This is a genomic window from Oscillospiraceae bacterium (genome assembly GCA_031265355.1).
GTDB lineage: Bacteria > Bacillota > Clostridia > Oscillospirales > UBA929 > JAIRTA01.
The window spans coordinates 15,069-41,740 of the sequence record JAISCT010000075.1; the positions used below are offsets into that span (position 1 = coordinate 15,069).

General features: G+C 63.5%; 22 protein-coding genes and 1 tRNA gene. 10 read left to right on the top strand and 13 right to left on the bottom strand.

The genetic code is table 11. The features are described 5' to 3' along the window. Positions 1-11 precede the first annotated feature (11 nt). Together LBK75_11370 and csaB are read right to left on the bottom strand one after the other, a co-directional pair. Positions 12-1,181: a glycosyltransferase gene (locus LBK75_11370; GenBank protein MDR1158877.1), complete on the bottom strand. Its 1,170-nt coding sequence runs from the start codon at positions 1,179-1,181 to the stop codon at positions 12-14. After that, the gene (gene csaB / locus LBK75_11375; protein MDR1158878.1) at positions 1,169-3,406 is read right to left on the bottom strand and encodes a polysaccharide pyruvyl transferase CsaB; all 2,238 of its coding nucleotides are present in this window, start codon (positions 3,404-3,406) and stop codon (positions 1,169-1,171) included. Before csaB ends, LBK75_11370 begins: the two co-directional genes overlap by 13 nt. 283 nt (positions 3,407-3,689) lie before the next feature. Between csaB and LBK75_11380 the strand changes: the two genes are divergently transcribed. The 7 genes from LBK75_11380 to LBK75_11410 all read left to right on the top strand — a co-directional run bounded on the left by LBK75_11380 (position 3,690) and on the right by LBK75_11410 (position 11,842). Continuing rightward, entirely contained in the window at positions 3,690-5,045 is a 1,356-nt protein-coding gene (locus LBK75_11380) for a phenylacetate--CoA ligase family protein (GenBank protein ID MDR1158879.1), read from the top strand. A gap of 75 nt (positions 5,046-5,120) precedes the next feature. Further along, positions 5,121-5,624 (top strand): DUF4330 domain-containing protein, encoded by a 504-nt coding sequence (locus tag LBK75_11385; protein MDR1158880.1) that lies wholly within the window; start codon positions 5,121-5,123, stop codon positions 5,622-5,624. Next, a complete protein-coding gene (locus LBK75_11390) occupies positions 5,617-7,248 on the top strand; it encodes an O-antigen ligase family protein (GenBank protein ID MDR1158881.1) in 1,632 nt (543 codons plus the stop codon). The genes LBK75_11385 and LBK75_11390 overlap by 8 nt, the downstream gene beginning before the upstream one ends. Before the next feature lie 106 nt (positions 7,249-7,354). Then, positions 7,355-7,428, top strand: a tRNA-Gln gene (locus tag LBK75_11395). 163 nt (positions 7,429-7,591) lie between these two features. Next, positions 7,592-8,461: a pyridoxamine kinase gene (locus tag LBK75_11400; GenBank protein ID MDR1158882.1), complete on the top strand. Its 870-nt coding sequence runs from the start codon at positions 7,592-7,594 to the stop codon at positions 8,459-8,461. 92 nt (positions 8,462-8,553) lie between these two features. Continuing rightward, positions 8,554-10,800, top strand: a complete 2,247-nt coding sequence (locus LBK75_11405; protein ID MDR1158883.1) for a topoisomerase IV — start codon at positions 8,554-8,556, stop codon at positions 10,798-10,800. Between the two features lie 190 nt (positions 10,801-10,990). Further along, positions 10,991-11,842 (top strand): DegV family protein, encoded by an 852-nt coding sequence (locus LBK75_11410; GenBank protein MDR1158884.1) that lies wholly within the window; start codon positions 10,991-10,993, stop codon positions 11,840-11,842. A gap of 25 nt (positions 11,843-11,867) precedes the next feature. Here LBK75_11410 and LBK75_11415 read toward each other — a convergent pair whose 3' ends face one another. The 7 genes from LBK75_11415 to LBK75_11445 form a co-directional block, all read right to left on the bottom strand. Further along, entirely contained in the window at positions 11,868-13,346 is a 1,479-nt protein-coding gene (locus tag LBK75_11415; GenBank protein MDR1158885.1) for an MATE family efflux transporter, read from the bottom strand. A gap of 149 nt (positions 13,347-13,495) precedes the next feature. After that, positions 13,496-14,107: a hypothetical protein gene (locus LBK75_11420; protein ID MDR1158886.1), complete on the bottom strand. Its 612-nt coding sequence runs from the start codon at positions 14,105-14,107 to the stop codon at positions 13,496-13,498. A gap of 107 nt (positions 14,108-14,214) precedes the next feature. After that, positions 14,215-14,559 (bottom strand): type II toxin-antitoxin system PemK/MazF family toxin, encoded by a 345-nt coding sequence (locus tag LBK75_11425; protein MDR1158887.1) that lies wholly within the window; start codon positions 14,557-14,559, stop codon positions 14,215-14,217. A gap of 143 nt (positions 14,560-14,702) precedes the next feature. Next, positions 14,703-15,938 (bottom strand): alanine racemase, encoded by a 1,236-nt coding sequence (gene alr, locus LBK75_11430; GenBank protein MDR1158888.1) that lies wholly within the window; start codon positions 15,936-15,938, stop codon positions 14,703-14,705. A gap of 107 nt (positions 15,939-16,045) precedes the next feature. Further along, on the bottom strand, positions 16,046-16,645 hold the full coding sequence (locus tag LBK75_11435; protein MDR1158889.1) for a hypothetical protein: 600 nt from the start codon (positions 16,643-16,645) through the stop codon (positions 16,046-16,048). Between the two features lie 7 nt (positions 16,646-16,652). Further along, entirely contained in the window at positions 16,653-17,552 is a 900-nt protein-coding gene (locus tag LBK75_11440) for an NAD(P)H-hydrate dehydratase (GenBank protein ID MDR1158890.1), read from the bottom strand. Continuing rightward, positions 17,549-18,109: a manganese efflux pump MntP family protein gene (locus LBK75_11445; protein ID MDR1158891.1), complete on the bottom strand. Its 561-nt coding sequence runs from the start codon at positions 18,107-18,109 to the stop codon at positions 17,549-17,551. Before LBK75_11445 ends, LBK75_11440 begins: the two co-directional genes overlap by 4 nt. Before the next feature lie 350 nt (positions 18,110-18,459). On the opposite strand from LBK75_11445, the gene LBK75_11450 reads away from it, so the two are divergent. Next, positions 18,460-19,455 carry a biotin--[acetyl-CoA-carboxylase] ligase gene (locus LBK75_11450; GenBank protein ID MDR1158892.1) on the top strand — a complete coding sequence of 332 codons (996 nt, stop codon included), beginning with the start codon at positions 18,460-18,462 and terminating at the stop codon, positions 19,453-19,455. Positions 19,456-19,568: 113 nt separating this feature from the next. Here LBK75_11450 and LBK75_11455 read toward each other — a convergent pair whose 3' ends face one another. Genes LBK75_11455 through LBK75_11465 form a run of 3 tightly spaced genes read right to left on the bottom strand, consistent with a single transcriptional unit; the run spans position 19,569 to position 23,072 of the window. Then, positions 19,569-21,776, bottom strand: a complete 2,208-nt coding sequence (locus LBK75_11455; GenBank protein MDR1158893.1) for a hypothetical protein — start codon at positions 21,774-21,776, stop codon at positions 19,569-19,571. Further along, on the bottom strand, positions 21,773-22,687 hold the full coding sequence (locus LBK75_11460) for an ABC transporter ATP-binding protein (protein ID MDR1158894.1): 915 nt from the start codon (positions 22,685-22,687) through the stop codon (positions 21,773-21,775). Before LBK75_11460 ends, LBK75_11455 begins: the two co-directional genes overlap by 4 nt. Beyond that, positions 22,680-23,072: a GntR family transcriptional regulator gene (locus LBK75_11465; protein ID MDR1158895.1), complete on the bottom strand. Its 393-nt coding sequence runs from the start codon at positions 23,070-23,072 to the stop codon at positions 22,680-22,682. Before LBK75_11465 ends, LBK75_11460 begins: the two co-directional genes overlap by 8 nt. Positions 23,073-23,445: 373 nt before the next feature. On the opposite strand from LBK75_11465, the gene serC reads away from it, so the two are divergent. Then, a complete protein-coding gene (gene serC / locus LBK75_11470) occupies positions 23,446-24,528 on the top strand; it encodes a 3-phosphoserine/phosphohydroxythreonine transaminase (GenBank protein ID MDR1158896.1) in 1,083 nt (360 codons plus the stop codon). Positions 24,529-24,542: 14 nt separating this feature from the next. Further along, positions 24,543-25,724 carry a phosphoglycerate dehydrogenase gene (locus tag LBK75_11475; protein ID MDR1158897.1) on the top strand — a complete coding sequence of 394 codons (1,182 nt, stop codon included), beginning with the start codon at positions 24,543-24,545 and terminating at the stop codon, positions 25,722-25,724. A gap of 38 nt (positions 25,725-25,762) precedes the next feature. Here LBK75_11475 and LBK75_11480 read toward each other — a convergent pair. Beyond that, on the bottom strand, positions 25,763-26,672 hold a 910-nt coding region (locus tag LBK75_11480), incomplete at its 5' end, for a DUF4825 domain-containing protein (protein MDR1158898.1).

Sequence of the window (26,672 nt, forward strand, 5' to 3'; positions counted from 1 at the left end):
TTTACGACGCTCTACAGGCGATCTTCGAAAATGCCGTGCCGCCCCAGAATGTCAGTCATCTGTTGCACGCGGGCGTCCCACGAGGCGGCGCGGCCGTAAGCGATCCGCTGCCGCTGCCTCCATGTCCCCCGCTCCGCCAGCGCTTTCTCGCAGGCGGCGATGAAGGCCTCGGGGCCGTCTGCAATGTAGACTGCGTCGGCGAAATCGCGCACCTGATCCGGCTGCGACGTGGAGACGATTGGCCGTCCGGTGGCGAGGTATTCATAAAATTTCAGCGGGCTCACATCCTGGGCCAGCGCGCCCGCCTGAAACAGATTCAGGCAGACGTCGAAGCGGGCGAGATAATGTGGCAGCTCCTTGTGCGGCTTCAGCCCCACGAGGTGGATGTTCGGCTGCGCCTGCAGCGGCGCGACGTCTACCCCGGGCAGTGGCGCGCCAACCAGCACAAACGACCAGCCAGGGCGGGCGTGCGCCACCGCCAGCAGCAGCGCGCAGTCGACGCAGGGCTGGATCATCCCCACAAACCCAAAGATCGGATTTTTGATTTGAAACAGCTCGTCCGGAAACGGCAGATCTTGCTCCGACGCTACGCGGTGGAACAACTCGAAGTGGACGCCGTTGGGGATAAGATAGGTGTTTTTGTTGTATACCTTCAGCCGCTCACAGAGCCCCTGCGCCGTCGCGAACACCACGTCGGCCTTGGCCGCAAGATCCGCCTCCATTGCGTCGACGACCGCCGGCGTCATGAGTCCTCCGTAGGCCGAATGCCGGTCAACGCAGTCGTACACGAGCGCCCGATGCGGCAGCCGATCCACGACATCGGCCGCCGTCGGACTGTAACACCACAGCAGCGGGTTCTCGAATCCGTGCGCCTCAAAGACCCGGCGCAAGTAGCGTGCCTGCGCGCGCTGGTTGAGCCGGTTGACCAGGCGGTACTTGTTGTACATCGGCCAGACGGGCGGCGTCGCGTACACGGTCACGCGGCCGCCGGCGACGGGCTCGCCCTCACCCCGCCAGGCGTGCAGCCGCCCGGCCGCCGCCGGGTCTTTGAACGGCGCGGCGCGGCTGACGGGCGGCTCAAAGTAGAGCACCCGGTGGCCGGTCAGCCGGCCCATGACCTGTTGTTTGCGGGTCGGAACAGGGTGCCAGTTGGTCGTGGAGAGACAGACTATTTTTGACATGGGGCTCCCCTCAGCATTTCCTGCAAAATTTCCATATTGCGGCCTTCGACGGCACGCAGCCGCGCCACGGCCCTGAGCCGCTCTTCCGCCTGGCCGCTCTCCGCCAGGGCGCCGTCGATCAGCGCTTTCAGCCTGGCCGCGTCCACCGACGCGAAGGGCGTATACCACGACTGTCCCATGTATGTCAAAAAAGCGGTGACTTTTTCGTCGTACGCCACGCCCACGAGCGGAATGCCCTGCCCGGAAGCGAAGATCAGCGCGTGCAGACGCATGGCCACGACAGCCCGACACCGGCCCAGGATGCCGATGACCTCCCCGGCCGGCCCTGTGTGAGAGAGCAGATGATGCGCTCCCTTCACCCGCGCGGCCGCCAAGGCCGCCGCCTCGATGTCGCCCCGGCGCTCAATGGGGAGAAAGACGGGCACGAGCCCGTAGGCGTCGCGGACATAGTCGGCCGCCTCGGCAAAAGCGGCGGCCTTACCCTCGAACCCGGGCCAGCGCCGCAGTGCAAAGGCAATGTAATCGCCGTTTGGCGGCACGCCCTGCGAGAGCAGCAGGCTATCGATGCGCTCCCGCGCTGCAACCGGCAGGTTGAGCGCCGGGTCGGCGGAGAGAACGATGCGCGGACGCGTGACGCCCAGCCGCCCAATGTCGGCCAGAGAACTCTCTTCTCGAAGCGTAATCGCCTCGACGCGGCGATCCAGCACACGGGCGGTAAGCCGTCGATTCAGCCGGCCCGTCAGCGGACCGACCCCGCAGCCGTACATCAGCACTCGGGCGCCCAGACGGTGCGCCCAGACGATGGTCAATAGGTAGTACCAAAGAGAACGGTTGGACGTGACGTTTTGGATCAAACTGCCGCCGCCCGAGATAAACAGCGCGGCGCGGCGCGCGGCGCGCCAGAACCCCCAGGGGTTGAACGTATACACCGAGGAGACGCCGCAGGTGCGCCGCGTCTGGCGCGGGCTTCGAGAGAGCACGACGACGGGCCTGTCGGGGTCCACGGCGCGGATCTCCCGCACGATTCCCTCCAAGATGGCGTCGTCCCCGGCGTTGTTGTACCCGTAGGCGCCGCAGACGAGCACCCCCTCCCGGCGAGCGGGCGGGCGGGCGGCACGGCGAAGGATGACGCGGTAGATCTCTTCCTGCGTGTCCAGCATCACCTCCATCGAGAATGTCCGGACAGCTTTCTGATAGAGCCCCTCGCCCATGCGCATCCGCAGCGCCGGATCGTCGCAGAGACAGCGCAAATGTTCGGCCAACGCACCGGCGTCGCCCGGCCGAAATAGATACCCGTTCACCATGTGGTCGACGAGCGCCGGGACGCCGCCCACCGCGGTGGCCACGGTGGCCCGCCGCGCGCGCGCGCCCTCGAGCAGAGCATAGGGGAACGTCTCCGTCAGCGAGGTGAGCAGGTTGATGTCGATGGCCTGGTAAAAGGCCTCCATATCGGTCATCCAACCGGTGAAACACACGCGGTCGGCCAGCCCCAGCGCGTCCGCAAGCGCGCGCAAGCGGTCGTACAGCTCGCCGTGCCCCGCGATGACGAGCCGCAGCCGGGAGCAGTGCGCCGCCGCCGCCGCGAATCCGCGCAGGAGAGTGTCGATGTCTTTAACCGGGGAGAGCCGGGCGGCGATCCCGCAGACCACGTCGTCCGGCGCCGGCGAGAAGCCGTACGGCGCCCAAAACGCCGCGCGGTCCACCGGCGCGGGGATTTTTGTAAAGTCCAGCCCGTTATATAACGTGAACAGCCTGTCCGGCGAGAAACCGCGATCGCACAGCAGGTCGGTCATGCCCTGCGATACGCCGATGCGGTAGTCGAGGCGGCGCAAGGCCCACTTGTTGATGTTGCCATATGTCACGCGGGCCAGCGGCCGGCCCAGATAGTCATGCCGGTAATCGGAATGCACGGTGGTCACGGTGGGCACGGGCCGGCGCCGGCGCAGCAGTCCGGCGACCATGTTGCCGCGGGAGCCGTGGCTGTGGACGACATCGGCGCCTTCCGCCGCGAGCAGTGCCTCCAGCCTGTCCACCGCGGCGCCGGGACGGTCCGGCAGCACTTCCACCGCAAACCCGCCCAGCGCGCGCGCCTCCTCGGCAAACGGTCCTTCACGAAAGACCGCCAGCCGCACGTTCATCCGCGCCGACAGACCCTTCAGCAGGGACAGCACATGCGTCTTCGCGCCGCCCACGTCCCCGCCGCTGATCAAATGTAAAATTTTCATGCTCGCCTCTCCCGCGCCGCCGTATGGCCACCGGTCCCTCCGTCGGGAACCTCAAAAGGCGCGTTGCCGTCTGAAAACGAAGCGAATGCCGCGTCCGGCAGAAGTTATTTCGGAGCGCCTGCTTGTCAAGGGACAAAAAATATTATACAATGTCCCGTGTTACGGGTCAAGCTTTCCGGCGCGGCGCGGGTGCGGTCAAATCGCCGCCGCGCGTGTGCCGGTACGGAAAACCGCCCAAAAAAATTTGTCCGGCGCCGGCGCCGGACGCGGGGGAGATGTGGCGATGGATCTTGTAAAGCCGATGATCGAACACGTGGTGTACCCCCTGATGGAGCGCAGGCGCGGAAACCAGATCCGCCCCTATCTGCGCGCGTTGCTTGCCAGCGAAACCCTGTCGCCGGACGAACTTGAGGCGCTTCAACGGCGACAGCTCAAGGCGCTGCTGGACGTGTGCGCCCGCGAGGTGCCGGCTTACCGGTCCCTGGGCGCGGAGGGCGCTCAGCCATTCAGCCGCTTTGCGGACATCCCGCCGCTCACCCGTGCGGCGCTGCGGGCGGAGCCGGACGCCTTTCTGGCCGCCTCGGCGCGCCCTGAGGCACTGATCCCCGGGACGTCGGGCAGTACGACTGAGGACGCGCCGGCCCGGTTCTATCTCGACCGCCGTGCGGTGGAACATTATGAGGCGGCGCGCTGGCGTGGTCTCTCCTGGTGGGGCATCACGCCGGGCAGCCGCAGCGTCATGGTGTGGGGCGCGCCCGTCGAGTGGGAGCGCTCGAAACAGGCCGCCTACAGGCGCCGGGAGAAGTGGCTGAAAAACCGTGTGATGATCCCGGCGCACGACCTGTCGAAAGCGGCGCTGCCCGGGCACATCGCGCTGCTGGACCGTTACCGGCCGGAGTATCTCTACGGGTATGCCTCGGCTCTCTACGCCCTGGCCGACCTCATGCGGCAGACGGGGCCGCGTCCGAAGCACCCGCCGCGGATCGTGCTGTCCACCTCCGAGATGCTGTTTGACTTCCAGCGCACGCTGATCGCAGAGGTCTTCGGCTGCCCCGTGGTGAACGAGTACGGCGCGAAGGACGCCGGCATTCTGGCCTACGAGTGCCCCGAGGGGCGGATGCATATCACCTGCGAAAACGCCCTGCTTGAGGTGCTGGATCTCCGGACGCTCCGGCCTCTCCCCCCCGGTGAGACAGGTGTGCTGGCCGTGACGGACCTGCACAATTTTTCGATGCCCCGTCTGCGTTACCTGCTGGGGGACACGATCTCGCTCTCGACCGAGCGTTGCGGGTGCGGGCGCACGCTGCCGCTGCTTGGCGCTCTGGAAGGCCGGCTGGTCGACATCCTGGTCACCCGCGACGACCGGATGGTACACGGCAACATTCTGGTGCGTCTGTCGCGCGCCCACGGGGCCGTGGAACGCTTTCAGATTGTCCAGCACACACCCGAACTGGCCACGTTGCGCATCGTCCCAACGGAAGGCGCCCGGACCGGCGACATGGACGCGTTTGTCCGGCAGGCGCGTGCGCTCCTGCCCGGCACACAGGTGGCGGTGGAGCTTGTGAGCGACATCCCTCCGGCCGCCTCCGGCAAGCGCCGGTACGCCATCCGGGAATTCTCTCTCCCGGGCGCCCCATAGGGCCCCGCGGCCGGTGTCCAATCCTCAGCAAGGCGCCTTTTATACAGACAATACAGCACAAAGGAGAAGACGCGGATGAAACTGATCAACGAAAAAGGCAAGCTCTTTGGCCTCATCAATGTGGTCGATCTACTTGTACTGCTGGCGGTACTGCTGGCAGTCGGCGGGGTCGCATGGCGGCTCTTCGGGCACAAAGTCGGCGAACTGACGGCGGCCACCACCACCATGACCTACACCGTGCGCGTACGCGGCGTCCACAGCCGGCTGGAGTCGGAGATCCAAAAAAATCTGGAGTACGACAGTCGCGTCATCGCCGGCAACGAATTCGTCGACGCCCGGGTGACGAACGTCTCCTTCGAGCCGTATATTCAGCAAAATCCCACCGACGACGGCCGGCTCGTCAACGCGACGGACCCGGTCCGCTTGGACGTGCTGTTCACCGTCGAGGCCGTCGTGCCGAAAAACACGCCGATCATCAAGGTGGGTACGCAGGAGATCCGTGTGGGGTACGGCCATTTTTTGAAGACGCCACTGCTTGAGTTCTCCTCCACGATTGAGTCGGTGAACTTCCGTGACTGAGTCGATCCGGACGATTTGGCGGCACAGCTGCCTCAGACGCCTCTGCCTATGGCTGCGCGCCTGCGCCGGGCACAGCGCGCTGGCTCGCTTTGGCGCGTTCTGGCCCGCGCAGTATGCGCGTTCCGGCTTCAAACGGCTCTGGACGCGGTGGATGTCGGGCCCGCAGCGCGCGGGGTACGCCTCTCTGTTTTGCCGGTGTCGGCAGCGCCTCGGGCGTTGGCTCCGCAAACTCGGTGCGGTGTGGGCGCCGCTCTGGTCCCACAGTTTTTTGGCGCGCGCGTGCGCCCGGCTTCGCCGCGCCGTCACAAAGCGCGCCGGGTTGACGGGGCGTCTGCTCGGGTCTCTGCGGCGTGGGGATCTCCCGTTGTGCCTGTTTTGCCTGTACCTGCCCGTCGACTATGCACTGCGCGAATGGAACGCCTTGGCCGCGCTGTCCACATATTGGGACGAGCTCTTTCTGCTGCTGTCCCTTCTTCTCGTCGTCGCGTGGAAGATGAGGTCCGACACGTCGCCCGAACCCTGTCTGACGCCGCTGGAGGGGCCGCTGCTCGCCTTCATGGGGCTCGGTCTCTTCCTTGTGGGGGTCGTGTCGCCGATCCTCGGGGTCGCCGTTTCGGGCTACCGCGCGGTCTGTCAGTACATGGTCTGGTATTTTGTCATTGTGCGTCTCGTGCGCGACCGCCGGGCCGTGCGCTTCTGCTGCATCCTGCTCACCGCACTCGGCGCTCTGGTGGCACTGCACGGCGTCTACCAATACGCCGTCGGTACGCCGATCCCCCGTTCGTGGGTCTCGATTTATGAAATGGGCGTGCGCACGCGTGTGTTCTCCATCCTCGGCAGCCCCAACGTCATGGGAGACCTGATGGTCATGCTGGCGCCCCTCGCGGCCGGCCTCGCCTACGCCGCGCGCACCACGCGCACCCGGCTGCTCTGTTGGGCGGCTGCGGGCGTCATGTGCCTCGCCTGTCTGTTCACCTTCTCGCGGGGGGCCTGGCTGGGCCTCGCGGCGGCCGTCGTGCTGTTTGCCTGGCTGCGGGATCGGCGGCTGTTGATTCTGGCGGGGGCCGCGCTGGTCGTCATCATCATGCTGCCGCAGATCGCCGACCGGATCACCTTCCTGTTCACCTCCGACTTCGCGAACAACAACGAGACGGCTGGGCGGGCGGCCCGGTGGGCTTATGGCATCGACCTGCTGATGCGTAGCGACCCCGTGTTCGGATTCGGCCTTGGCCGCTTCGGCGGCGCGGTGGCCATGCAAAACCAGACGCTGGAACGGATCCGCTACTTTTACATGGACAATTATTACCTAAAGATGCTGGTAGAGATGGGCTTTGTCGGTCTGACCGGCTACCTTGCGCTGCTGGCCGCGCTCCTCTGGAACGGATTTCGGACGCTGTTTCGCGTTCGGGCTCAGCGCGCCGATCACGCCGTGGCCTGCGGTCTCCTGGCCGGCATGGCCGGCGTCCTCATTCATAGCCTGTTTGAAAACATCTTCGAAGTGCCCTACATGAACGCATATTTCTGGGGCCTGGCCGCGCTGCTCATGGTGATCGGCTTTCGCCTCGGCGCCGACGGCACGCAGTCCACACAGGAAGCCCGCGCGGGTCTTTCGGCCGTTTCCTGATTTAGGAACTGCCCATGCGCCGTACGATTTTTCTCTTGACATGGCCGGCGAATTCGGTATAATAATAGTTGTGTCACAGTCGATTGTGTCACAGCCGACGCGGTCATGCGGGATAGTGTAACGGTAGCACCGCAGACTCTGACTCTGTTTGTGAGGGTTCGAATCCTTCTCCCGCAGCCAGGAACACCCGCCGGGCCCAAGGCCCGGCGGGTCTCACTGTGTATCAAAACAGAAAGAAATCTGCGGATTTTTTCGCACGTCACCGGCGCCGCCCGCCTCCCTCCTTCTCTCGCGAAATTTCCAATAATTGTCAATTGTGCATTATCATCGGAGGTGTGTTTTGATGAACTCATCTGTTGTCTCGGCAGACGCCCGGCCGCCCATGGCCCGGGTGGCGGCTGTCCATGACCTGTCCGGCTTCGGTCGCTGTTCGCTGGGCGTCGTGCTACCGGTGCTCGCCGCCATGGACATCCAGTGCTGCGCGCTGCCCACCGGTTTTTTCTCCACCCACACCGGGTACGACGGCTTCGTCTTCCACAACATGACCGACGCAATGCGCCCCACCGTCGACCACTGGCAGTCGATGGGGCTCACGTTCGACGCCGTGTACAGCGGTTTTCTCGGTTCGGCCGACCAGATAGACATCGTGCGTGAAACGATTGCCCGCTTCCGCCGGCCGGGGATGTTGGCCGTCGTCGACCCTGTGATGGGCGACCACGGTCAACCCTATCGCACCTACACGGCCGAGATGTGCCGGCAGATGCGTTTTCTGGCCGACGACGCCGACCTTATCACCCCCAACATCACGGAGGCAGCCCTGCTGTTGGGCGAGAACTACGCCGACGCCCCGCGTGACGAGGCGGGATTTTATGGCTGGCTGACGCGGCTCTCTCAAGATGGCCGCCGTTCCGTGGTCGTCACCGGCCTCACAGTGCGCGCGGGGCAGCTCGGTTCGGCCTGGTTGGATGCCGCGTCCGGGCAGAGCGGCATCGACTTTCACCCCTTTGTGGGGCAGGAATTCCACGGCACCGGCGACCTCTATGCCAGCGTGCTGGTGGGCCGGCTGCTCCACGGGCTGCCCCTGCCCGACGCCGTGGCGTCGGCGGCGGGATTCGTCCACGATTGCGCCGCGCTCTCCTGGGCGGAACGGACCCCGCCGCAGGGCGGCGTGCGTTTTGAAGCACTGCTCTCCCGTCTCGGTGCCGACGGCTGACAGTCGGGTGACGCAAACGGACCCCTCTCATGTTGTTCGAGGCGTCCAAATACCGGCTCTCGGCGGCCGAGGCGGAGGAGATTTGTCGGCTTATGGCAAGAAAGAAAAAAGAGGCGCCGGGGGTATCGGGCAAACCGGTCCCCGGTACGCGCGTGCAGGGCCTGCGCGCCGAGATCGTGCGGCAGAAGATCCCGGACACCCTGGAGATCAATTACATGCCCTACGCGATGAGCGTGATTGTCTCTCGGGCGATCCCGGAGATCGACGGGTTCAAGCCCGCCCACCGGAAGCTGCTCTACACGATGTACAAGATGGGCCTGCTCACAGGCGCGCGCACGAAGTCGGCCAACATTGTCGGGCAGACGATGCGTCTGAACCCTCACGGCGATCAGGCGATCTACGACACGATGGTGCGCCTCTCCCGCGGCAACGAGTCCCTGCTGCATCCGCTGATCGACTCCAAAGGCAACTTTGGCAAGGCCTACTCCCGCGACATGGCCTACGCCGCGGCCCGCTATACGGAGGCCAAGCTGGACTCCATCTGCGCCGAACTTTTCCGCGACATCGACCGTGACACGGTGGACTTTGTCGACAACTACGACAACACGACGAAAGAACCGACGCTGCTGCCGACCACCTTCCCCCACGTGCTGACCGCGGCCAACGCGGGCATCGCCGTGGGGATGGCGTCGCAGTTTTGCGGTTTCAACCTGACCGAGGTATGCGCCGCCGCCATCGCTTACTTGAAAGACCCCGACGTCGATCTGCTGGAGACCCTGCCCGCGCCGGACTTCCCTTCCGGGGGAGAGATCATCTACGAGCCGGATGCGATGCGGGAGATCTATCGGACGGGCCGGGGTTCTTTTCGTGTGCGCGCCCGCTGGCGTCACGACGCGAAGGCAAACCTCATTGAGGTATTTGAGATCCCTTACACGACGACGGTAGAGGCCATCATGGACAAATTGGCCGATCTCATGCGCGCCGGCAAGCTCCGCGAGGTGGCCGACGTGCGCGACGAGACCGATCTCTCCGGTCTAAAACTCGCGCTGGATTTAAAGCGCGGCGTCGACCCCGTCAAGCTGATGCAGCGGCTGATGAAGGTCACGCCCCTGATGGACACGTTTTCCTGCAACTTCAACCTTCTGATCGCCGGCACGCCCCATGTGCTCGGAGTGAGGGAAATTTTGGAAGAATGGTCGGCCTGGCGCACCGAGTGCGTGCGCCGGCGGCTGCACTTTGATCTGGCGCGACTGCGTGAGAAGCTGCACTTGCTGCGCGGCCTTAAGCAGATTTTGCTCGACATCGACCGGGCCATCGCAATCATTCGAGGCACCGAGGCCGAGGCCGAGGTGGTGCCGAACCTGATGATCGGTTTTGGCATCGACGAGGTGCAGGCCGAGTACGTCGCCGAGATCCGTCTGCGCAACATCAACCGGGAGTATATTCTGAGACGCGTCGAGGAAACGGCTCGTCTGGAGGCGGAGATCGCGGAACTGGAGAGCGCGCTCGCCTCGAAGACCCGGCTGCGGGAGCTCATCATCGCGGACCTGCGGCATGTGATGAAAAAATACGGCGCGCCTCGGAAGACGGCGCTCATCCACCAGCATGAGGTGGTGCATTACAACCCGGAAGAGCACATCGAGGACTACCCGGTGCATGTCTTTCTCTCTCGGGGCGGGTATCTGAAGAAGATCACCCCTCTCTCTCTGCGTATGTCAGGCGAGCAAAAGTACAAGGAAAACGACGGCCCGAGCCAGAGCTTCGAGGCCCGGAATCGGGATGAGCTGATGGTCTTCACAAACCGCCGTCAGTGTTACAAATTCCGGTTGTTCGAGCTGGAAGACGGGAAAGCGTCTTCGCTGGGCGACTATCTGCCGGCCAAACTGGAGATGGACGAGGGCGAGAGCGCGGTCTTTGTTTGCGTGCCGGGCGACTACGGCGGGTGGCTGCTGTTCTTTTTCGAAAACGGCAAAACGGCTCGCATAGAGCTTTCCGCTTACGCCACCACCTCCAACCGTCGCCGTCTGACCGGCGCATACAGCGACAAAAGCCCTCTGGTCACGGCGCTGCGGTTGACAGAGGAACGCGAGCTCTTTCTGCGCAGCAGCGACGGGCGTGGACTTCTCTTGCACACCGCCTCTCTGGCGCCCAAGACGACGCGCACCTCTCAAGGCGCGTCGGTCATGGCGTTGAAGAATCGGCACCGGCTCCAGTCGGTCGAGCCGGCCGAGTCCGTGGGGCTCACGCGGCCAGCCCGCTTCCGGGTGCGCACCCTGCCCGCCGCCGGCGTCTCCGTGCGCCCGGAGGATAAAGGCGACTTGCCCGCGCCGCTGATTTGATAAACCGCCGCCGAGGTGCCGTGGGCGTCTCCCATACCGGGTCAGGGTGCAATGTATAACGTGGGTTGCACCTGCAACCCACAACCCAAACTCTTGTTTTTTGTTGCCGCTTCGCAGCAACAAGGTGCTAAATTGTGGAAAATTTTGCGCGTACGCGACAGGCTCGCTGCGCACTGGAGGATGTGACGGAATGTCTGTCAAAATCATTACCGACAGCACATGCGACCTGTCGCCGGAGATGTTGACGCGGCTCGATGTCTCCGTTGTTCCGTTGTACGTCACGCTGGACGACAAGTCCTATCGGGACAGCCTGGACCTGACCCCAGAGGGCATCTACCGCTTCTTTGCCGAGACGAAGCGCACGCCCCGGACGTCGGCGGTCAGCGTGTGGGACTTCCTGCAGGTCATGACGCCGCTGGTCTTAGAGGGTCGGGAGATCGTGTACATCTCCATCTCCTCGGATCTCTCCACCTCGTTTCAAAACGCGGAGATCGCCGCAAGAGAGTTCCCGCAGACGCGCATCCGCACGGTAGACTCGCGGAGTCTCTCCACCGGCGTGGGCCTGCTGGTGCTGAAGGCTGCCCGGATGGCACGGGAGGGCCGTTCGGCCGATGAAATCGCCGACGAACTGATACGTCTGCGCGGTTGTGTGCGCGCAGGTTTTCTGGTCGACAGCATCGACTTTCTCTACCGGGGCGGCCGGTGTAACGCCCTAGAGGCACTGGGCGCCAATCTTCTCAAGCTGCGTCCCTCTCTGATACTGACCGAGGGGCGCATTGAGCCGGGGGTCAAGTACCGCGGCTCTCTCGCCGACTGCCTTCGCAAATACACGCTCGGTATCTTGGCCAGCATGCGACGCCCGGACCCGTCCTGCGTCTTCATCACACACACCAAGATAAACCCGGCCCTGACGGACATGGTCCGCGACCTCGTGGCAGACACCGGGCACTTCCGCGAGATCTGCGAAACCACCGCCGGCTGCGTCATCACCAGCCACTGCGGTGAAAACACCCTGGGGGTGCTGTACATGGAACTGCCGTAGGCCGTTCCATGTACAATGTGCTGATTTAGGTGTCCATGCCTGCTTTCAGATTCCTGAGCTCAATGGCGATCATCGCGCCCGCGACCAGGGCGGCCACGCCGTCGGCGACCGGGGTGGCCGCGAGTACGCCGTTTAGGCCCCAGAGCCAGCCGAACAGCAAGAGACTTGGGATCAGTACAATGACCTGCCGGAGCATCGAGAGGACAATGGATGTCTTGGGCCGGCCTGTCACGATGAACATGTTGGACGAAACGATCTGGAACCCGGTGACCGGCAGCATCAGCATGACGACGCGCATCGCCCGCGGGGTAAAGGTGAGCAACGAGGGGCTGCCGTCTGGCGCGAACAGTCTGATGATCGCGTCTGGGAACAATACGGACGCCAGAAAACCCACACAGCAGATGGCGGTGGCTGCGGTCACCGCCAGTAAGTAGGCCTTCCGAACACGGTCAAATTTCTTCGCGCCGTAATTGTACCCGAGGATGGGCTGCGCGCCCTGATTGATCCCGAACACCGGCATCAGAATCATCAATATGACGGAGCTCACAATGTTCATGCCCGAGAGCGCGACGTCGCCGCCGTTGGCGACGCCCAGCGCGGCCACGCCGTACAGACTCATGCTGAAATTGTAGAGAAACTGCACACAGGACGCGGCGACCTGGAGCAGAAACTGCGCGGACCCGAAGGACATGATGTGCCCCACGATGCGCAGCGAGGGCCGGAACGTCTTCGGTCGCAGCTTGATGACCGCCCGCTTGCTGAAGTTAAACGACAGCACCCAGACCGCAGCCGCCAGCTGGGAGATGATCGTCGCCCATGCGGCGCCTCCGACGCCCCAGTGGAACACAAAGATGAACAGCGGATCGAGAACCATGTTCATGCCCGCCCCGATGATCATGCCGACCATCGTGACCATGGGGAAACCCTGCGCGCGCGAACAATGCGACAACCCAAAGCCCACCATGGAAAAGACTTGTCCATATAAAATGATACGGAAATAGTCTTGCGCATAGGCAATCGCCTCGCTCCCCTCCTGCGCGCCCATCAGCGCAAACAGCGGTTCGAGGAACACAAGGCCCAACGCCATGAAGAGAAGACCCGAGCCGACCAGCAGCAGCAGGCAGTGGTTCAGCGCGTTTTCCGCCTCCTCCCGTCGCTGCTGCCCCAGACGGATGGAGATCATGTTGGCGGCGCCCACGCCGAAGAGCATGGAAAACGCCATGGAGATCGTCATCAGCGGCATGGCCAGCGCGAGTCCGCCCAGCGCCGCCTCGCCCACGCCGCGCCCCACAAAGATGCGGTCGACCACGTTGTAGAGCGCGTTAACCACCATGCCGGTGACGGCGGGGGCGGCGAAACGAAGCAACAGCCGACCCACCGGTTCCGTGCCCAGGCGCTCCGCGGCATAATGCGCGGGCATCTCAATATCGGCCGCCGCCGGGTCGCCCGCGGGCATGGCCAGCTGAGCCGGCTCAGCCTCGGATTTTTGTTTTGTATCGATCAAAGAAACAGCCTCCTGACAAACAAATGGTTCCATGCGCGACCCTATGCGCTCAGCGCCGCGCCGGATCTCTTTACGTCAAATTGGCGGGCACATGGAATTCTCCCCCCGCCGCGGCGGGGGGAGATGAAGCCGCACCCAATCCTCTATCGTCAACTCAGGGTATATGATCCCCGCACAAAGACAGTGGCCGCGCCGCCGGCTTTGAAACCGCGCCCCTCCACCGTCGCGAGATAGAGGTGATTTTGCTCCAGTGCGCCGCCATCCGCCAACTCCCCGCCAGTCGTGACATCGATCAGCCCCGGGGACCCGCCGGCCACACAGGCAGCCGACCCGAGCCGAAGCAACGCCTCGCTGCCCAGCGCGAGCTTCAGCGTCTGGCCGCTTGTGAGATCCACCCGCTTCATCGTGTCCGCAGACGGCACCGCGCCGCCGCCACTGCTGCCCTGCTTGCTCAGCACGGCCTCGGCCACCGCGTCGATAAACGCCGGGTCCGTCAGACTGCCGGCCGCGCCGCCCTCCAGGCCGGCCATGAGTTGGTTGTATTTTGTCTCCAACTGGTTGGAATACTCCTTGGTCTTGGCCGCGACGGCCGCGTCGATCTTTTCGGAGAGCCCGGGAATAAGCTCGTCCGTTATGTAGCTCACCGTCACCATCGGGTCATCCCGGCTGCCCAGTTCCACCGCCATTGCCATGTACCCGACGAACAGCAGCACGATCAACAAGAAGGCGGACAACCCCACCACCCATTTTTTCTGCACCATTTCTCACATCCTCCTCATTTACAGATAACAGTGAACAGATAACAGATAACAGTTGCCTGCTATCTGCTACCTGTCGCAGGAAGGGCTGCGCTGTTCACTGTTGCCTGTTATCTGTCTCCCAGACCGAAACTCACGGCGAGCGCCGTGTCGATCTGGTGCATCAACGTATCGTCCAGCCGGCCCATCTTTTCGCGCAACCGCCGTTTGTCGATGGTACGCACCTGCTCCAGCAACACCACCGAGTCGCGAGAAAGACCGTAAGACCGGGCCGAGAGCTCGATGTGCGTAGGCAGACGGGCCTTGCCGATCTGTGATGTAATGGCCGCCGCTATCACCGTAGGGCTGTGGCGGTTGCCCACGTTGTTTTGGACAATGAGCACAGGACGCATGCCCCCCTGCTCGCTGCCCACCACCGGGCTGAGATCGGCGTAGTAGATGTCTCCGCGCCGGATGCATTGGGAGACGCCGACCTCCACCGGCGGCGCCGCGCCGCGTTGCAATGTGATGTCCACACATTTCACCTCGCAGAAAAATTTGTGACATCACTATTTTTCCCACGAGGCCGCGCAAATTATACGGAAGACAGCAGCAACAATCAGAGTCGCCCAAACGAAGCGTCGGGCACTGAGATGGGAGCGGCCGGCCAGCGAGTGACGTACTCTTCGTCGCCCAGCAAATAGTTGGTGCGGCCGACCTCTAAACCCCCGCGCAGGTACACACGCGGCACACGCTTGCCCACCGAGCAGATGAGTTCATAGGAGATGGTGCCGGCCAGCGCCGCGAGCTCGCTTACCGGCAGTTCCGGCCCGAACAGGACGACAGGGTCCCCCACGTGCACGTCCGGGATGCCGGAGACGTCGACGGTCATCATGTCCATGCAGACATGCCCCAAAATCGGAGCGCGCCGCCCGGCGATCAACACACAGGCACGCCCTGACAGCGCACGCGGATACCCGTCGGCGTACCCGGCGGCCACGACGGCCACCCGCATGGCCGCCGGCGCACGAAAGGTACGCCCGTAGCTCACCGCAGCTCCTTTGTCGATGAGCTTGACCTGGGAGACGACCGAACACAACCGCATCGCGGGCACGAGATCCATCCGGTCCGTCAGACCGATCTCCGGCGTGAGGCCGTACAGGAGGAGCCCGGCGCGCACCATGTCGAAACGCGCTTTGGAATATTGTATCACAGCGCCCGAATTTGCGCAATGGCAAATCGGAATCCGTATACCCTCCGCCGCCAACGCGTCGCGTATGAGGACGAGGGCCGCGATCTGCGCCTCCGTGTCCGGGTCGTTTGCCACCTCGGACGACGGCAGATGGGTGAACAGCCCTTCAAAATGCAGGTGGGGCAGACGGCACAGCGCGGCCAGCGCCGGCAGCGTCTCCACGCCCCGCCACACGAGACCCAGCCGAGACATCCCAGTGTCTACCTTAAGATGAACGGACAGCGCGCGCGCACACCCGGCGCTCGCGCGCGACATTGCGCACGCCATGTCCTCGTCGAAGATCGTCTGCGTCAGGTTGTGCTCAATCAGCACAGGCGCCATATCGGCCGGCGTGAAACCGAGGATTAGGACAGGCGTTCGGATGCCGGCGCGGCGCAGTTCCAGCGCCTCGTCCAGACTGGCCACGCCGAGAAAATCCGTCTCCAACTCCTGCAGCAGCCGCGCGAGCGCCACCGCGCCGTGCCCATAGGCGTCTGCCTTCACCATGGCCATCAGCCGGCAGTCGTCCCCGATCCGCGCGCGAATGGCTCTATAGTTGTGCATCGCCGCGTCCAGGGAGATCTCCGCCCAGGTCCGCCGCAAAGCAAGTACAGCATCTTTCATCACAATGTCCGTGCCTTTCGAAATTTCAGGTCTAATGACGTGCGGCTTGTCCGCCATACGGCGGCCCGGGACGATGGACGCTCTCGGCCCCGGGGCCGAGAGCGTCCTCAAGATTCAAAAGAAAATTTTTCAAACACACAGTCGATGACCCGCGCGTCCGCCGCGTAGGTCTCCGCCCGCACAGGTTTGCACGTCTCTCTCTCGAACCAGACGCGCTGCTCGATCTCGACACCCGCCGCCGTGGACTTGTAGACCATGAGCAGACACGCGACACCGTCCAGCTTCTCCCGCCCGGTGGAGGCGACATAACCCTCGCCCCAAGTCTTCAGCATCACGGGCAGCGCGTCCACCGGTGTGAGACCCGTCCCCGGCAGAGGACCTGTCTCTAAAATCAGGCCGTCGTAGGACAGCGCCGTCCCGCCCGCCTCGATTGTGGCGCGGACGCCGCGCACCTCCTCAGGCGCCAAAATCTCCACCGCGCTCTCCCCGTCACGGTCGTAGTCGAACTGCAGCGTGAACGCGTTCACCGCATCGCCGAAATCCGCCGTCAGCACCGCCTGCAAAGAGCAGCGCCGGAGACCAGCGTACAATGTCCGGACAGCCTCGGCGTCGTCGACAGCGTCCGCGCGCCCGCAGGCGGCGAACAGACAAACCGTGCACACAAGGGCCATCGCAAGCGCGCACAGCCGCGCGCAGATCCGTTTCATTGTGCCATCAAACCCCCTGTTTGCCGCGCAGCACCGCATCGATCGCCTCCGGCACATACGCTATCAAGTCGGACGGCGTCATGCCGTAGACACCGCGCGCCGCGGCGGCCAGGTCCCCCGCGCGGCCGTGCAGGTACACGCCTGCGGCTGTGACCTCGGCCTCGTCCGCGCGCCAGAGATCGGGCCGGGCCGCGCGCTGCGCCAACAGCCCGGTGAGCAGCCCCGCCAAAACGTCGCCGCTGCCCCCCTTGGCCATACCCGGGTTGCCCGTCCCGTTGCCATAGAGCCGGCCGTCCGGCGACGCCGTCACCGTGCGGTGACCCTTGAGCACTACGATGGCGCGCCGCCGCTCGGCCATCCGCCGGGCGGCGGCGGCCCGCCCCTCGGTCAAATCGCCGCCCAGACGACGAAATTCCCCCTCGTGCGGGGTGAGGATCAGGGGCGCCGTCCGTTTCAATATATGTCCGGCCAGCGCATTTAGACCGTCCGCATCCGCCACAAACGGCGCCGGGCACTCGGCGGTCAGTACCGCCACCAATGCATCCAGCGCTTCGGACCGGCCAAGCCCAGGCCCCGCCAGCAGGGCGTGCACGCCCTGCATCCATGCCCGGATCTCCGGCAGCGCCTGCGCGGACAGCCGGCCCTCCGCATCCTCCGGCAGCGGCCGGCACATTACCTCGGGGCAACAGGAAGCCGCCACGACCGGATAGACGCTGCGCGGCACGAGCAGGCTGACAAGCCCGGCGCCGGCGCGCACGCAGCTCTCCGCCGCCAATCTGGCCGCGCCGGTGTAGCCCACACTGCCGCAGACGAGCAGAGCCCGGCCGCAGTCCCCTTTGTGCATCTCCGCCGGCCTGTGCGGCAAAATCCCCGCCACAAAGGCCTCGTCGACTGGAAGGACGTTCATAGCGTATGCTCCCATACAATCCGGATGCCCAGCAGAACCAGGACGACACCGCCGACCATTTCGGCGCGGCGGCGGAAGAGCACGCCCAAGCGTCGGCCCAGCAGACCGCCCAGCAGCGACAATCCAAAGGCCACACACCCGATGATAGCGGCCGAGAGGAGGATCGGCGTCTTTAGCAGCGGCAGCGTCACGCCCACGGCCAGCGCGTCCACACTGGTGGCCAGCGCCTGCAGCAGGAACTGCGGGTGGGTCAGCGCTTTCAGCGCGCCCTCCTCTTCTCCCTGCCGGCGCAGCGCGTTGTACACCATGCGTCCGCCGATGAAGCCGAGCAGCAACATCGCCAGCCAGTGGTCGACGCTCTCTATGTATCGAAGCAATTGGCTGCCCAGCAGATACCCGATGAGCGGCATGAAGAACTGAAACGCTCCGAAATAGACGCCCATCCACACCGCATGTCTGGGGCGAAACCCCGCGCAGGCCATCCCGTTCGTGACCGCGACGGCCAAGGCGTCCAGCGCCAGCGTAACGGCCATGACACACACCGTGAGCAGTTCCATCGACTCCCCCTCGGGCCTGACCGATCTGCCTGCCGGTCTGGCCGCTTGAATTTATATTATACCAGAGACCGGACCGACTGCCAAGAGTCGTTTTGGCGTCTGGGCGTCCCATTGACCCCTCCTCCTAAAAAATATATTCTGATGTCAAAATTTATGCATAACACACAGAGCGAAATGCCGTGAAACATCAAAAAACATGGCCATGGCTGCCGCGCCGTGGCCATGTTTTTTGATGTGCGGGTTTACAAGCATCGGGACGGGCTTTACAATGATAGATAGCACAAAACGCCGGGCCGCCCAAAACCGGCCTCACGTACAGGCCGGACGAACGAGGGGACGAAGGGAGAGAGATGAACATGCAGACGACCAAGGAGCGCGTACTCGCGCTGCTGGAGCCGGAGACGCAGTGTTCCGGGGCCTCGATCAGCCGGACGCTGGGGGTGAGCCGCGCGGCGGTGTGGCAAGCCGTGGAAGCCTTGCGTGCCGAGGGATATGAGATCGAAGCGCGTACGCGTCTGGGGTACCGCCTGCTGGCCCGGCCCGATCTGCTGACGCCGGGGGAGATCCGCCGCTTCCGCGCTCCGGAGACGGCGGACTTACCGGTCGCTTACCATGCCCGGGTGGATTCCACCAACCGGGCGGCCCGGCAGTGGGCGCTCGCGGCCGCGCCGCACGGCGCGGCGGTCGTCGCGGATGAGCAGACCGCCGGGCGCGGACGCTTCGGGCGGTCGTTCCTCTCACCGCCCGGCATGGGGCTCTATCTGTCGGTGATCCTGCGCCCCGACTGGCCGCCGGAGTGGCTGCCGCTGCTCACGATCTTTGTCGCGGTCGCCGCCTGCGACGCCATCGCCGCCGTCGCGGGGTGCCGTCCTCAGATCAAATGGGTCAATGACCTTCTGATGGGCGGGCGCAAACTGGCCGGCATTCTCACAGAGCTCTCTCTGGAGGGAGAGAGCGGCCGCGTGGATTCCGCCGTCGTGGGCATCGGCATCAACTGCCACGCCGCCGCCTTCCCGGCGGATCTGGCGGCCAAGGCCACCTCCCTCGAGGCGGAGACCGAACGCCGTATCCGCCGGGCGCAGCTCGCCGCCGCGCTGCTCGACCGCTTCTTTGACATGGCCGGCCACGGGCAGCCCGCGCGCTACGCGGACGACCTCGCACGCTACCGGGCGGACTGCGTGACCCTGGGCCGACGCGTCCTGGTCTCATCCCCGGCGGGCACACGGACGGGGCAGGCCCTCGCCGTCACGGACAGCGGCGCTCTGACTGTGCGTTTTGACGGCGGCCGCACCGAGGACCTCTCGTCCGGCGAAGTCTCTCTCCACGGCGACCCGCCGCCCGGCTGAGACGCTGCGGCGCGCACGGCGCCGTCACGCCGCGTCCAATCTAACGTGGGTTGCACCTGCAACCCACAACCCAAATGCTTGTTTTTTGTTGCCGCTTCGCGGCAACAAGGGTACTAAGGCAGAGCCGAAGGGATAACGGCCCCCGCCATTTCCAGCAGCGCTTCGACGTCGCTCTCCCCGATGTTCGCGTACAAATACAGGTTTTCACTGCGTACGGTGTCTCCTGCGGTTTCTCCGTCGGCGGACACTCCAAAGAGTGAATAGCTGACGAGCGGCTTTGTGATGTCCGGAGCGTCCGCCGCCGTACCCAGCAGCCACGCGGTCAAGGCCAACTCAGCGGTGCTTTCTGCCGTTTCGCCCCACTGGCAACTCAAAGAATCGCTGCGGTACCAGTCGGCCTCATACGGGACGTTTTCCAGCACCAAATCGCCGCCCAACCACGAAAGTTCCGAGGCGCCCGCCGCCACGCTCTGTGCCATCCAGGTACGGGCTGAGGCGCTGGTCATCCCGTTGACGGCGGCCATCAGCAGATTCGCGGCCCTCGGGGTATGCCCGCTCAGCCGATAAAACGACTCGAACGGTACGCCGCCACGCACCCCCCTCACCACGAGTGCGGTGCCCAATGTCGCGACGCCGTCCTCCGTTTTGTACAGCGGCACGCCGGAAACCACGCGGTCCGCATCGCTCGGCACCGCCTCGCCGAAGGCCGCGGTGTTGATGACGGGCATATAGGACATATTGGCCAACGAGGCCCGGGTAAGCGGCGGCAGCGCCTGAAATTCCTCCCGAAATACTCGGACGAGCTCCCATCCAACGGCTTTGGAAAGAACGGAGTGATTGACACCGCCTCTGTAAATGTTTCCCCCGAAGTCGATGCTTTTGATCTCCCCGTCCTCCGGGAAAGCGCCGGCGGCGGCGGCGTAATTGGGGTCGCTGTCGATGAGACGCTGGACTCTCTCCCCATCTTGAGCTTGGATATAAAATTGACGGCTGATGACGCGGCCGCTTTCCAGGGTGACGTCCATCATAATCCGGGTACTCTGCGCCAAAGGATAGCCGCCGGAACCGCGGACGGTCGCCAGGCTCTTCGCAACCAGAGCGCAGAGTTCCGGCGAGGCGAGGACAACCTCGCTGCGGCGCAGCATGCCGTAGCTCACCGTACTCCGGCGCGCATCCAAATGTTCCTGTACCCCCGCGATGTCAGACGCCTCCGGGACAGTCGCCATCTCCGCCTGACAGACGGCCGATACGCCAAACAGCAGGGCGAAGCATACGGCCGCGGTCGCCGGCAGCACAAGAAGTCCCTGCTTCAGGCTGCGGAGCCGCTTCGTCGTGATGAGCATGTAGACGCTGTACAGTACCAGCGCCAGCAAAACGAGGACAATCATCACGGTGCCCATCCCCTCCTCGTAATTCATGAATGCGCACAATACCGCCACGGCCCCCAAAAGAACAAACGCCGGGGTCGTAACAAGCCCGCTGTAAATCCGCTGCAGCATCGGCCCCGGCGCGGACCGGGCCGCCGTCTCGGATGCCCTGAAATGGAAAATCGCACAGGCCGCTCCGATGTAGAACACGGCGAGGACACCCGTATACAAAAGCGTTGGAGCCGAGTAAAACAGCGCCGGGATACTGGCGGCCGCTCCGCCGAATCTCGTCTCGAAGGCGCCCAGGAAAAAGTAGAACGGAAAATTCAGGCTCACGTCAAATAGCGGACCCATGTGGCTTGGGAGCAGCAGGGGCGCGATACTCTCCGTCGTGATGTTCAGCACAACACTGAAATACCGCGGCAAAAACAGGAGGAGCATGGTGAGCACAAAGGCGGAGAAACGCGTCCCGGTGGCGCATACGCCGACAAGCGCGCAGCCGGCGACAAGCAGCGAACCCAGGGCATACCCCAGGAAGTTCGGCAGTAAGTCCGACAGGGCCGGCCCGAAGCCGCAGACAGCATAGGCGGCATGGGCCGTCAGCACTGCGAGCGCCACTGTCCCCAGTACCCAGGTGAGTGCCGCGCCAGCGGCAGCGCCGTACAGTGACAGCCGCGTCTCCGGCAGCGCGTGATAGAAGTCGGATGCGCGGCGGCTGAATAGGAATGAGAAGGCCGCGAACACCAGCACAATCGTGCCCACGTACATAAACAGGATCAACGCGGGCGTCAGCGTAAGGATGTCGGGCGTGCTGCGCCACTCGGACGTAAGTGCGCTGACGATGGGCGTCAGGGCCGTAATGAGCAGGATGAGCGCGAGCAGGATGCCGCCCACGAGCCTGAGCTGCCGCAGGATGTCAAGGTACAGCCCGGTCGGAAACAATGATTTCTTCATATCTCTTTCTCAACCTCCTCGTCCCCGCCGAAAGCGTATCCAAGTGCTTCCAGCTCGTAGACAAAGACTTCTTCCAACGACAGCGGCAAGAGCTCCAGCAGCAACGGTGCGCGTTTGGCGAGCCGCTGTCTCATCTCGTCCCGGTCGGCGCGGACGATGGCCCGCGCGACGGAGCCCTGTTTTTCGAAGCGCAGGAGCTCGACACCGTCGAACACCGACCGGTCGAAGTCCTCCGGGAAAGCCACCTGCACCTTGAACAGCGTCGTCTTGAGGTTCTGGACGTCGCTCTCGAAGACGAGACCGCCCCGATGCATCAGCGCGAGTTGGTCGCAGGTGTCCTCAAGTTCGCGCAGCGAGTGGCTGGAGATCACCGCCGTGGCCCGGCGCGTCTCGATGTCCTCGTACAGCGTGCGTTTGACGAGCGCGCGCATTACGGGGTCGAGCCCGTCGAATGTCTCGTCCAGCAGGATGTAATCCGTGTGGCAGCACAGCGAGAGCAAGATGGCCGCCTGCCGCCGCATGCCCTTGGAAAACGTCTGGATGTTGGCGTTCATATCGAGTCCGAAGCGCGCCGCGAGTGCGCGGAGCCGCTCGTACGAGAACGCCGGGTACTCCGCGGCATACAGCCGCGCCATGCGGTGCATGTTTGCCCCCGGCAGGAAGAACAGTTCATCTGCCACGAAAATCATGCGCTGTTTGGCCATCGGGTCGTTGCAGACCTCTCGGCCGTTCAGGCGCACACTGCCCGCATCCGGGCGGTAGATTCCGGTGAGCAGCCGCAGGAGCGTCGATTTGCCCGCTCCGTTGGAGCCGACAAGTCCGTAGATGCACCCGTTGTCGATCGTACAACTGATGTGGTCCAGCGCCCGGCACGCGCCGAATGTCTTTGTCAAATCTCTTACCTCAATCATCGGTCGTCCTCCCCTTCGCGCCGACGCCGGCGGCTTCCTCCACCGCGCCGTGCAGCTCTTTCATCGTGGCCCCCTCGCTGTGCAGCTGCGCGGCCAGCATCCCAAAGGCCCGCAGCTTCTCTCGCATTCCATGTGCGATGACGGCCCGCGCGCCCACCGATACGAAGCGGCCATTTCCCGGCGTGCTCCGGCACAGTCCGCGCCGTTCGAGCTCCGCGTATGCCTTTTGCAGCGTGTTGGGGTTCACCTCCAGCGCCACCGACAGCGCGCGCACCGACGGCAGCAGTTCTCCCTCGGCAAAGTCCCCCAAACGGATCTTCATCTCCACCTGTTCAATCACCTGTTCGTAGATCGGCACCCGCGAGAGTTTGTCAATGCTCAGCACATCCTCCCCTCCTTCTCCTGTATTTGAGGGCTGTCAATCCCCTCCCGCCGGTACAACACGGATCTTTTCTCGGCAGAAGTGATTGATGATTCAGGTGTCAAAAGCGCGTCTTCTGACACCTAAATCATTGACGCCGCCCGCGTGGATGGTGGTTTTGCGTGAACTATGTGTATTATCTGTCATAGTACACATGCACTATACACCCACCCGCGCATATTGTCAAGAGGATTTTTAAGAATCATCAGTCTTTGTTATTTTTTTGTCGATTTCATTGACATGCCGGTTTCCTGTGGTATAATTGAAAGCATCCGGTACCTCGGTGTTTTTAAAATAGTAAATTTTTCCAATTTTGCATATGGGGAGGAAGACACGCATGGGAGAAAGAATTTACAATTTCTCAGCCGGGCCGGCAATGATGCCGGAGCCCGTACTGGCGCGCGCCGCCACCGAAATGCTGGACTGGAACGGCAGCGGTATGTCCGTCATGGAGATGAGTCACCGCTCTAAAACATACGCCGCAATTTTTCAAGATGCGGAGCGGAGTCTGCGCGAATTGATGGAGATCCCCGACACACACCGTGTCCTGTTTTTGCAAGGCGGCGCCACGCTGCAGTTTTCAATGATCCCCGTCAACTTGCTGCCGCGCACCGGCCGCGCCGACTATGCGATCACGGGTGAGTTTGCGAAAAAGGCCTTCAAAGAAGGCCAAAAGGTGGGCGAGGTGCGTGCCGCCGCCGATCTCTCCGGGGAGAACTTCAGCCGTATCCCCGCGCAGTCCGAGCTGGCGCTCGACGCCGGCGCCGCCTATTTCCACTATTGCATGAACAACACCATCTTCGGTACCAAGTGGCCTTATATCCCCGAGACCGGGGATGTGCCGCTCACCTGCGATATGTCCTCGTGTATCCTCTCGGAGCCCGTGGACGTCTCTCGCTTCGGTCTCATCTATGCCGGCGCGCAGAAGAACATGGGCCCGGCGGGCCTCACCGTCGTCATTCTCCATGAGGATCTGGCCGGCGCCGCGCCGCCTTCGACGCCGGGGCTGCTCGACTATGCCGCTCTCATCAAGTCCGACTCCATGCTCAACACGCCGCCCACTTACGGCATCTACTTGCTGGGCCTGGTGCTCGACTGGGTACGCTCACAGGGCGGTCTGGCCGCCCTGCGGACGCACAACCTCGCCAAGGCCGCCGTGCTCTACGACGCGCTGGACGAGAGCCGTCTATTCAAACCGTCCGCCGACAAGGGTTCGCGCTCGATGATGAACGTGACCTTCTTCACCGGCGATCCGGCGCTCGACGATCTCTTTGTCAAGGAGGCGGCTGCCGCCGGCCTCGTTACGCTCAAGGGCCACCGCGCTGTCGGCGGGATGCGCGCCTCCATTTACAACGCCATGCCGATGGATGGCGTCCTAAAGCTCGCCGCGTTCATGCGGGCGTTCGAGAAAAAACACTGAGGGGAAGTGAACACATGTATAAGGTGCTCACACGCAACAAAATCGCCAAAGTCGGGCTCGAGCGACTGGATCCGGCTCTCTTTACATATGCAGATACACTGGAGCAGCCGGACGCCATCCTCGTACGCTCGGCCGACCTGCACGGCCTCGGGCTGTCCGACGCGGGCACACTGCAGTGCATCGCCCGGGCGGGCGCCGGCGTGAACAACATCCCGGTCGACCGCTGCAGCGAGGCGGGCATCGTGGTTTTCAACACGCCGGGCGCCAACGCAAACGGCGTCAAGGAGCTGGTGCTCTGCGCGCTCTTTCTCTCCGCCCGCGACATCGCGGGCGGTATCGCCTGGGCGGCCGGGTTGAAGGGGGAGGGCGACGCCGTCCCCGCGCTCATCGAAAAAGGCAAATCCGCCTTCGCCGGCCCCGAACTCACGGGCAAGACGCTGGGTGTCGTCGGCCTCGGCGCGATCGGCGTGATGGTGGCCAACGCCGCCCGGACCCTGGGCATGACGGTGTTGGGGTTTGACCCCTATCTTTCGGTCGACTCAGCCTGGGGTCTCTCTCGGGGCGTACACCGCGCGCACGGGCTGAAGCAGATCTATGCCGAGAGCGACTACATCTCTCTGCACGTGCCGCTTGGTCCGGAGACCCGCGGAATGATCAACGCCGAGGTGTTTGCCCACTGCAAACCCGGCCTGCGCATCATCAATCTGGCGCGCGGAGATCTCGTGCGGACCGACGACCTGCTCGCGGCGCTCTCCGACGGCCGCGTGGCTCGGTATGTCACCGACTTCCCCACCGCCGCGATGCTCGGACACGAGAAGATCGTCGCCATCCCGCATCTCGGCGCCTCCACGCCGGAGAGCGAGGACAACTGCGCCGTTATGGCCGCGAAGGAGCTTTCCGACTTCCTCCTGCTGGGGCACATTCGAAATTCCGTGAACTACCCAAACATCTCGCTGGAGGTGGGCGAGGGCTGCGCGCGGCTGTGCGTGGCACACCGGAACATCCCGATGATGGTGAGCGCGCTGTCGTCCACGCTGGCGGAGGCGGGTATCAACATCGAAAACATGGTGAACCGTTCGAACAAGGACTATGCCTATACCCTGCTCGACGTAAACGCCATGCCGAGCGACGACCTCCTGCGCGCGCTCTCCACCGTAGACGGCATTCTCCGCACCCGTCTCATCGCCCGAGGCTGAGCTTTTGTTTTGTAAAATTTTTCCTTCCCTTGCAGGTATCAGGGTGTAGTCACACTGTCGGACGGCGAGGGGGTTTCGACTGGCACGGACTGTGTGAATAGCGCCGTTGCCGCCGTCTCAAAGTCATTTCGAAAATCCTCCCATGTAAGGCCCAAATTTCCGATAAAATCGCCAGCCTGCTCTTTGTTGACAGCTATTCTTGACGTATATGCCGCCTTATCAAGCTCGCCGTCACTCGGAGTGTTTCGGAAAGCGAAATTGACCTCTGCCAGATTGTCGATCAGGGCAAACAGCAGCGCGGCGTTTTTTGGCAGGGCGGTAATATTCCGCTCCGTGCCAGTCTGCTCGTAATAGAGCGTCAACGTGTACGGCGCGTGACCCATGCCGTAGTCGTCGCCTATGGAGAAAAATCTTTGTGTCAACTCGCCGCCAAGCGGCAGCAGAGCGTCCACTATCTTCCCGACCGCGCTGTTGTCGCCAACATAGGGCGTTCTGAGCGCGGAAAGGGCAGTTGCCTGAACAGGCGTGACGTTTGCGTTTGCGTCCGCTCGGCTCAGCGTTAAACCCGTCGTCAGCATAGCGGCAAGCACTACTGCCGCGAATACGATAATTCTGGCAGGTTTCTTGAAATTCAGCACGTTTTTCACCCTCCCCTTTATGCCGCCCTCGCCGAACGCCAGCGGCGACGCGCCCAGTATCCGTCGGTTCATTGACAGCGACAGGAGCGTCTCTGAATAGTCCGCTTTGACGCCCATTCCGAGTTCACGCAAAACGCGCTCGTCACAGGACATCTCCATATCGGCGCAGAGCAGCGTAAAAGCGACCCAAGCAAGCGGGTTGAACCAATGTAGGCACAGAAGTGCGAACGCGAGCAGTTTCACAAGATAATCGCACCGCTTGATGTGCGTTTGCTCGTGAAGCATGACATAGCGCAGCTCTTCCTCCGTC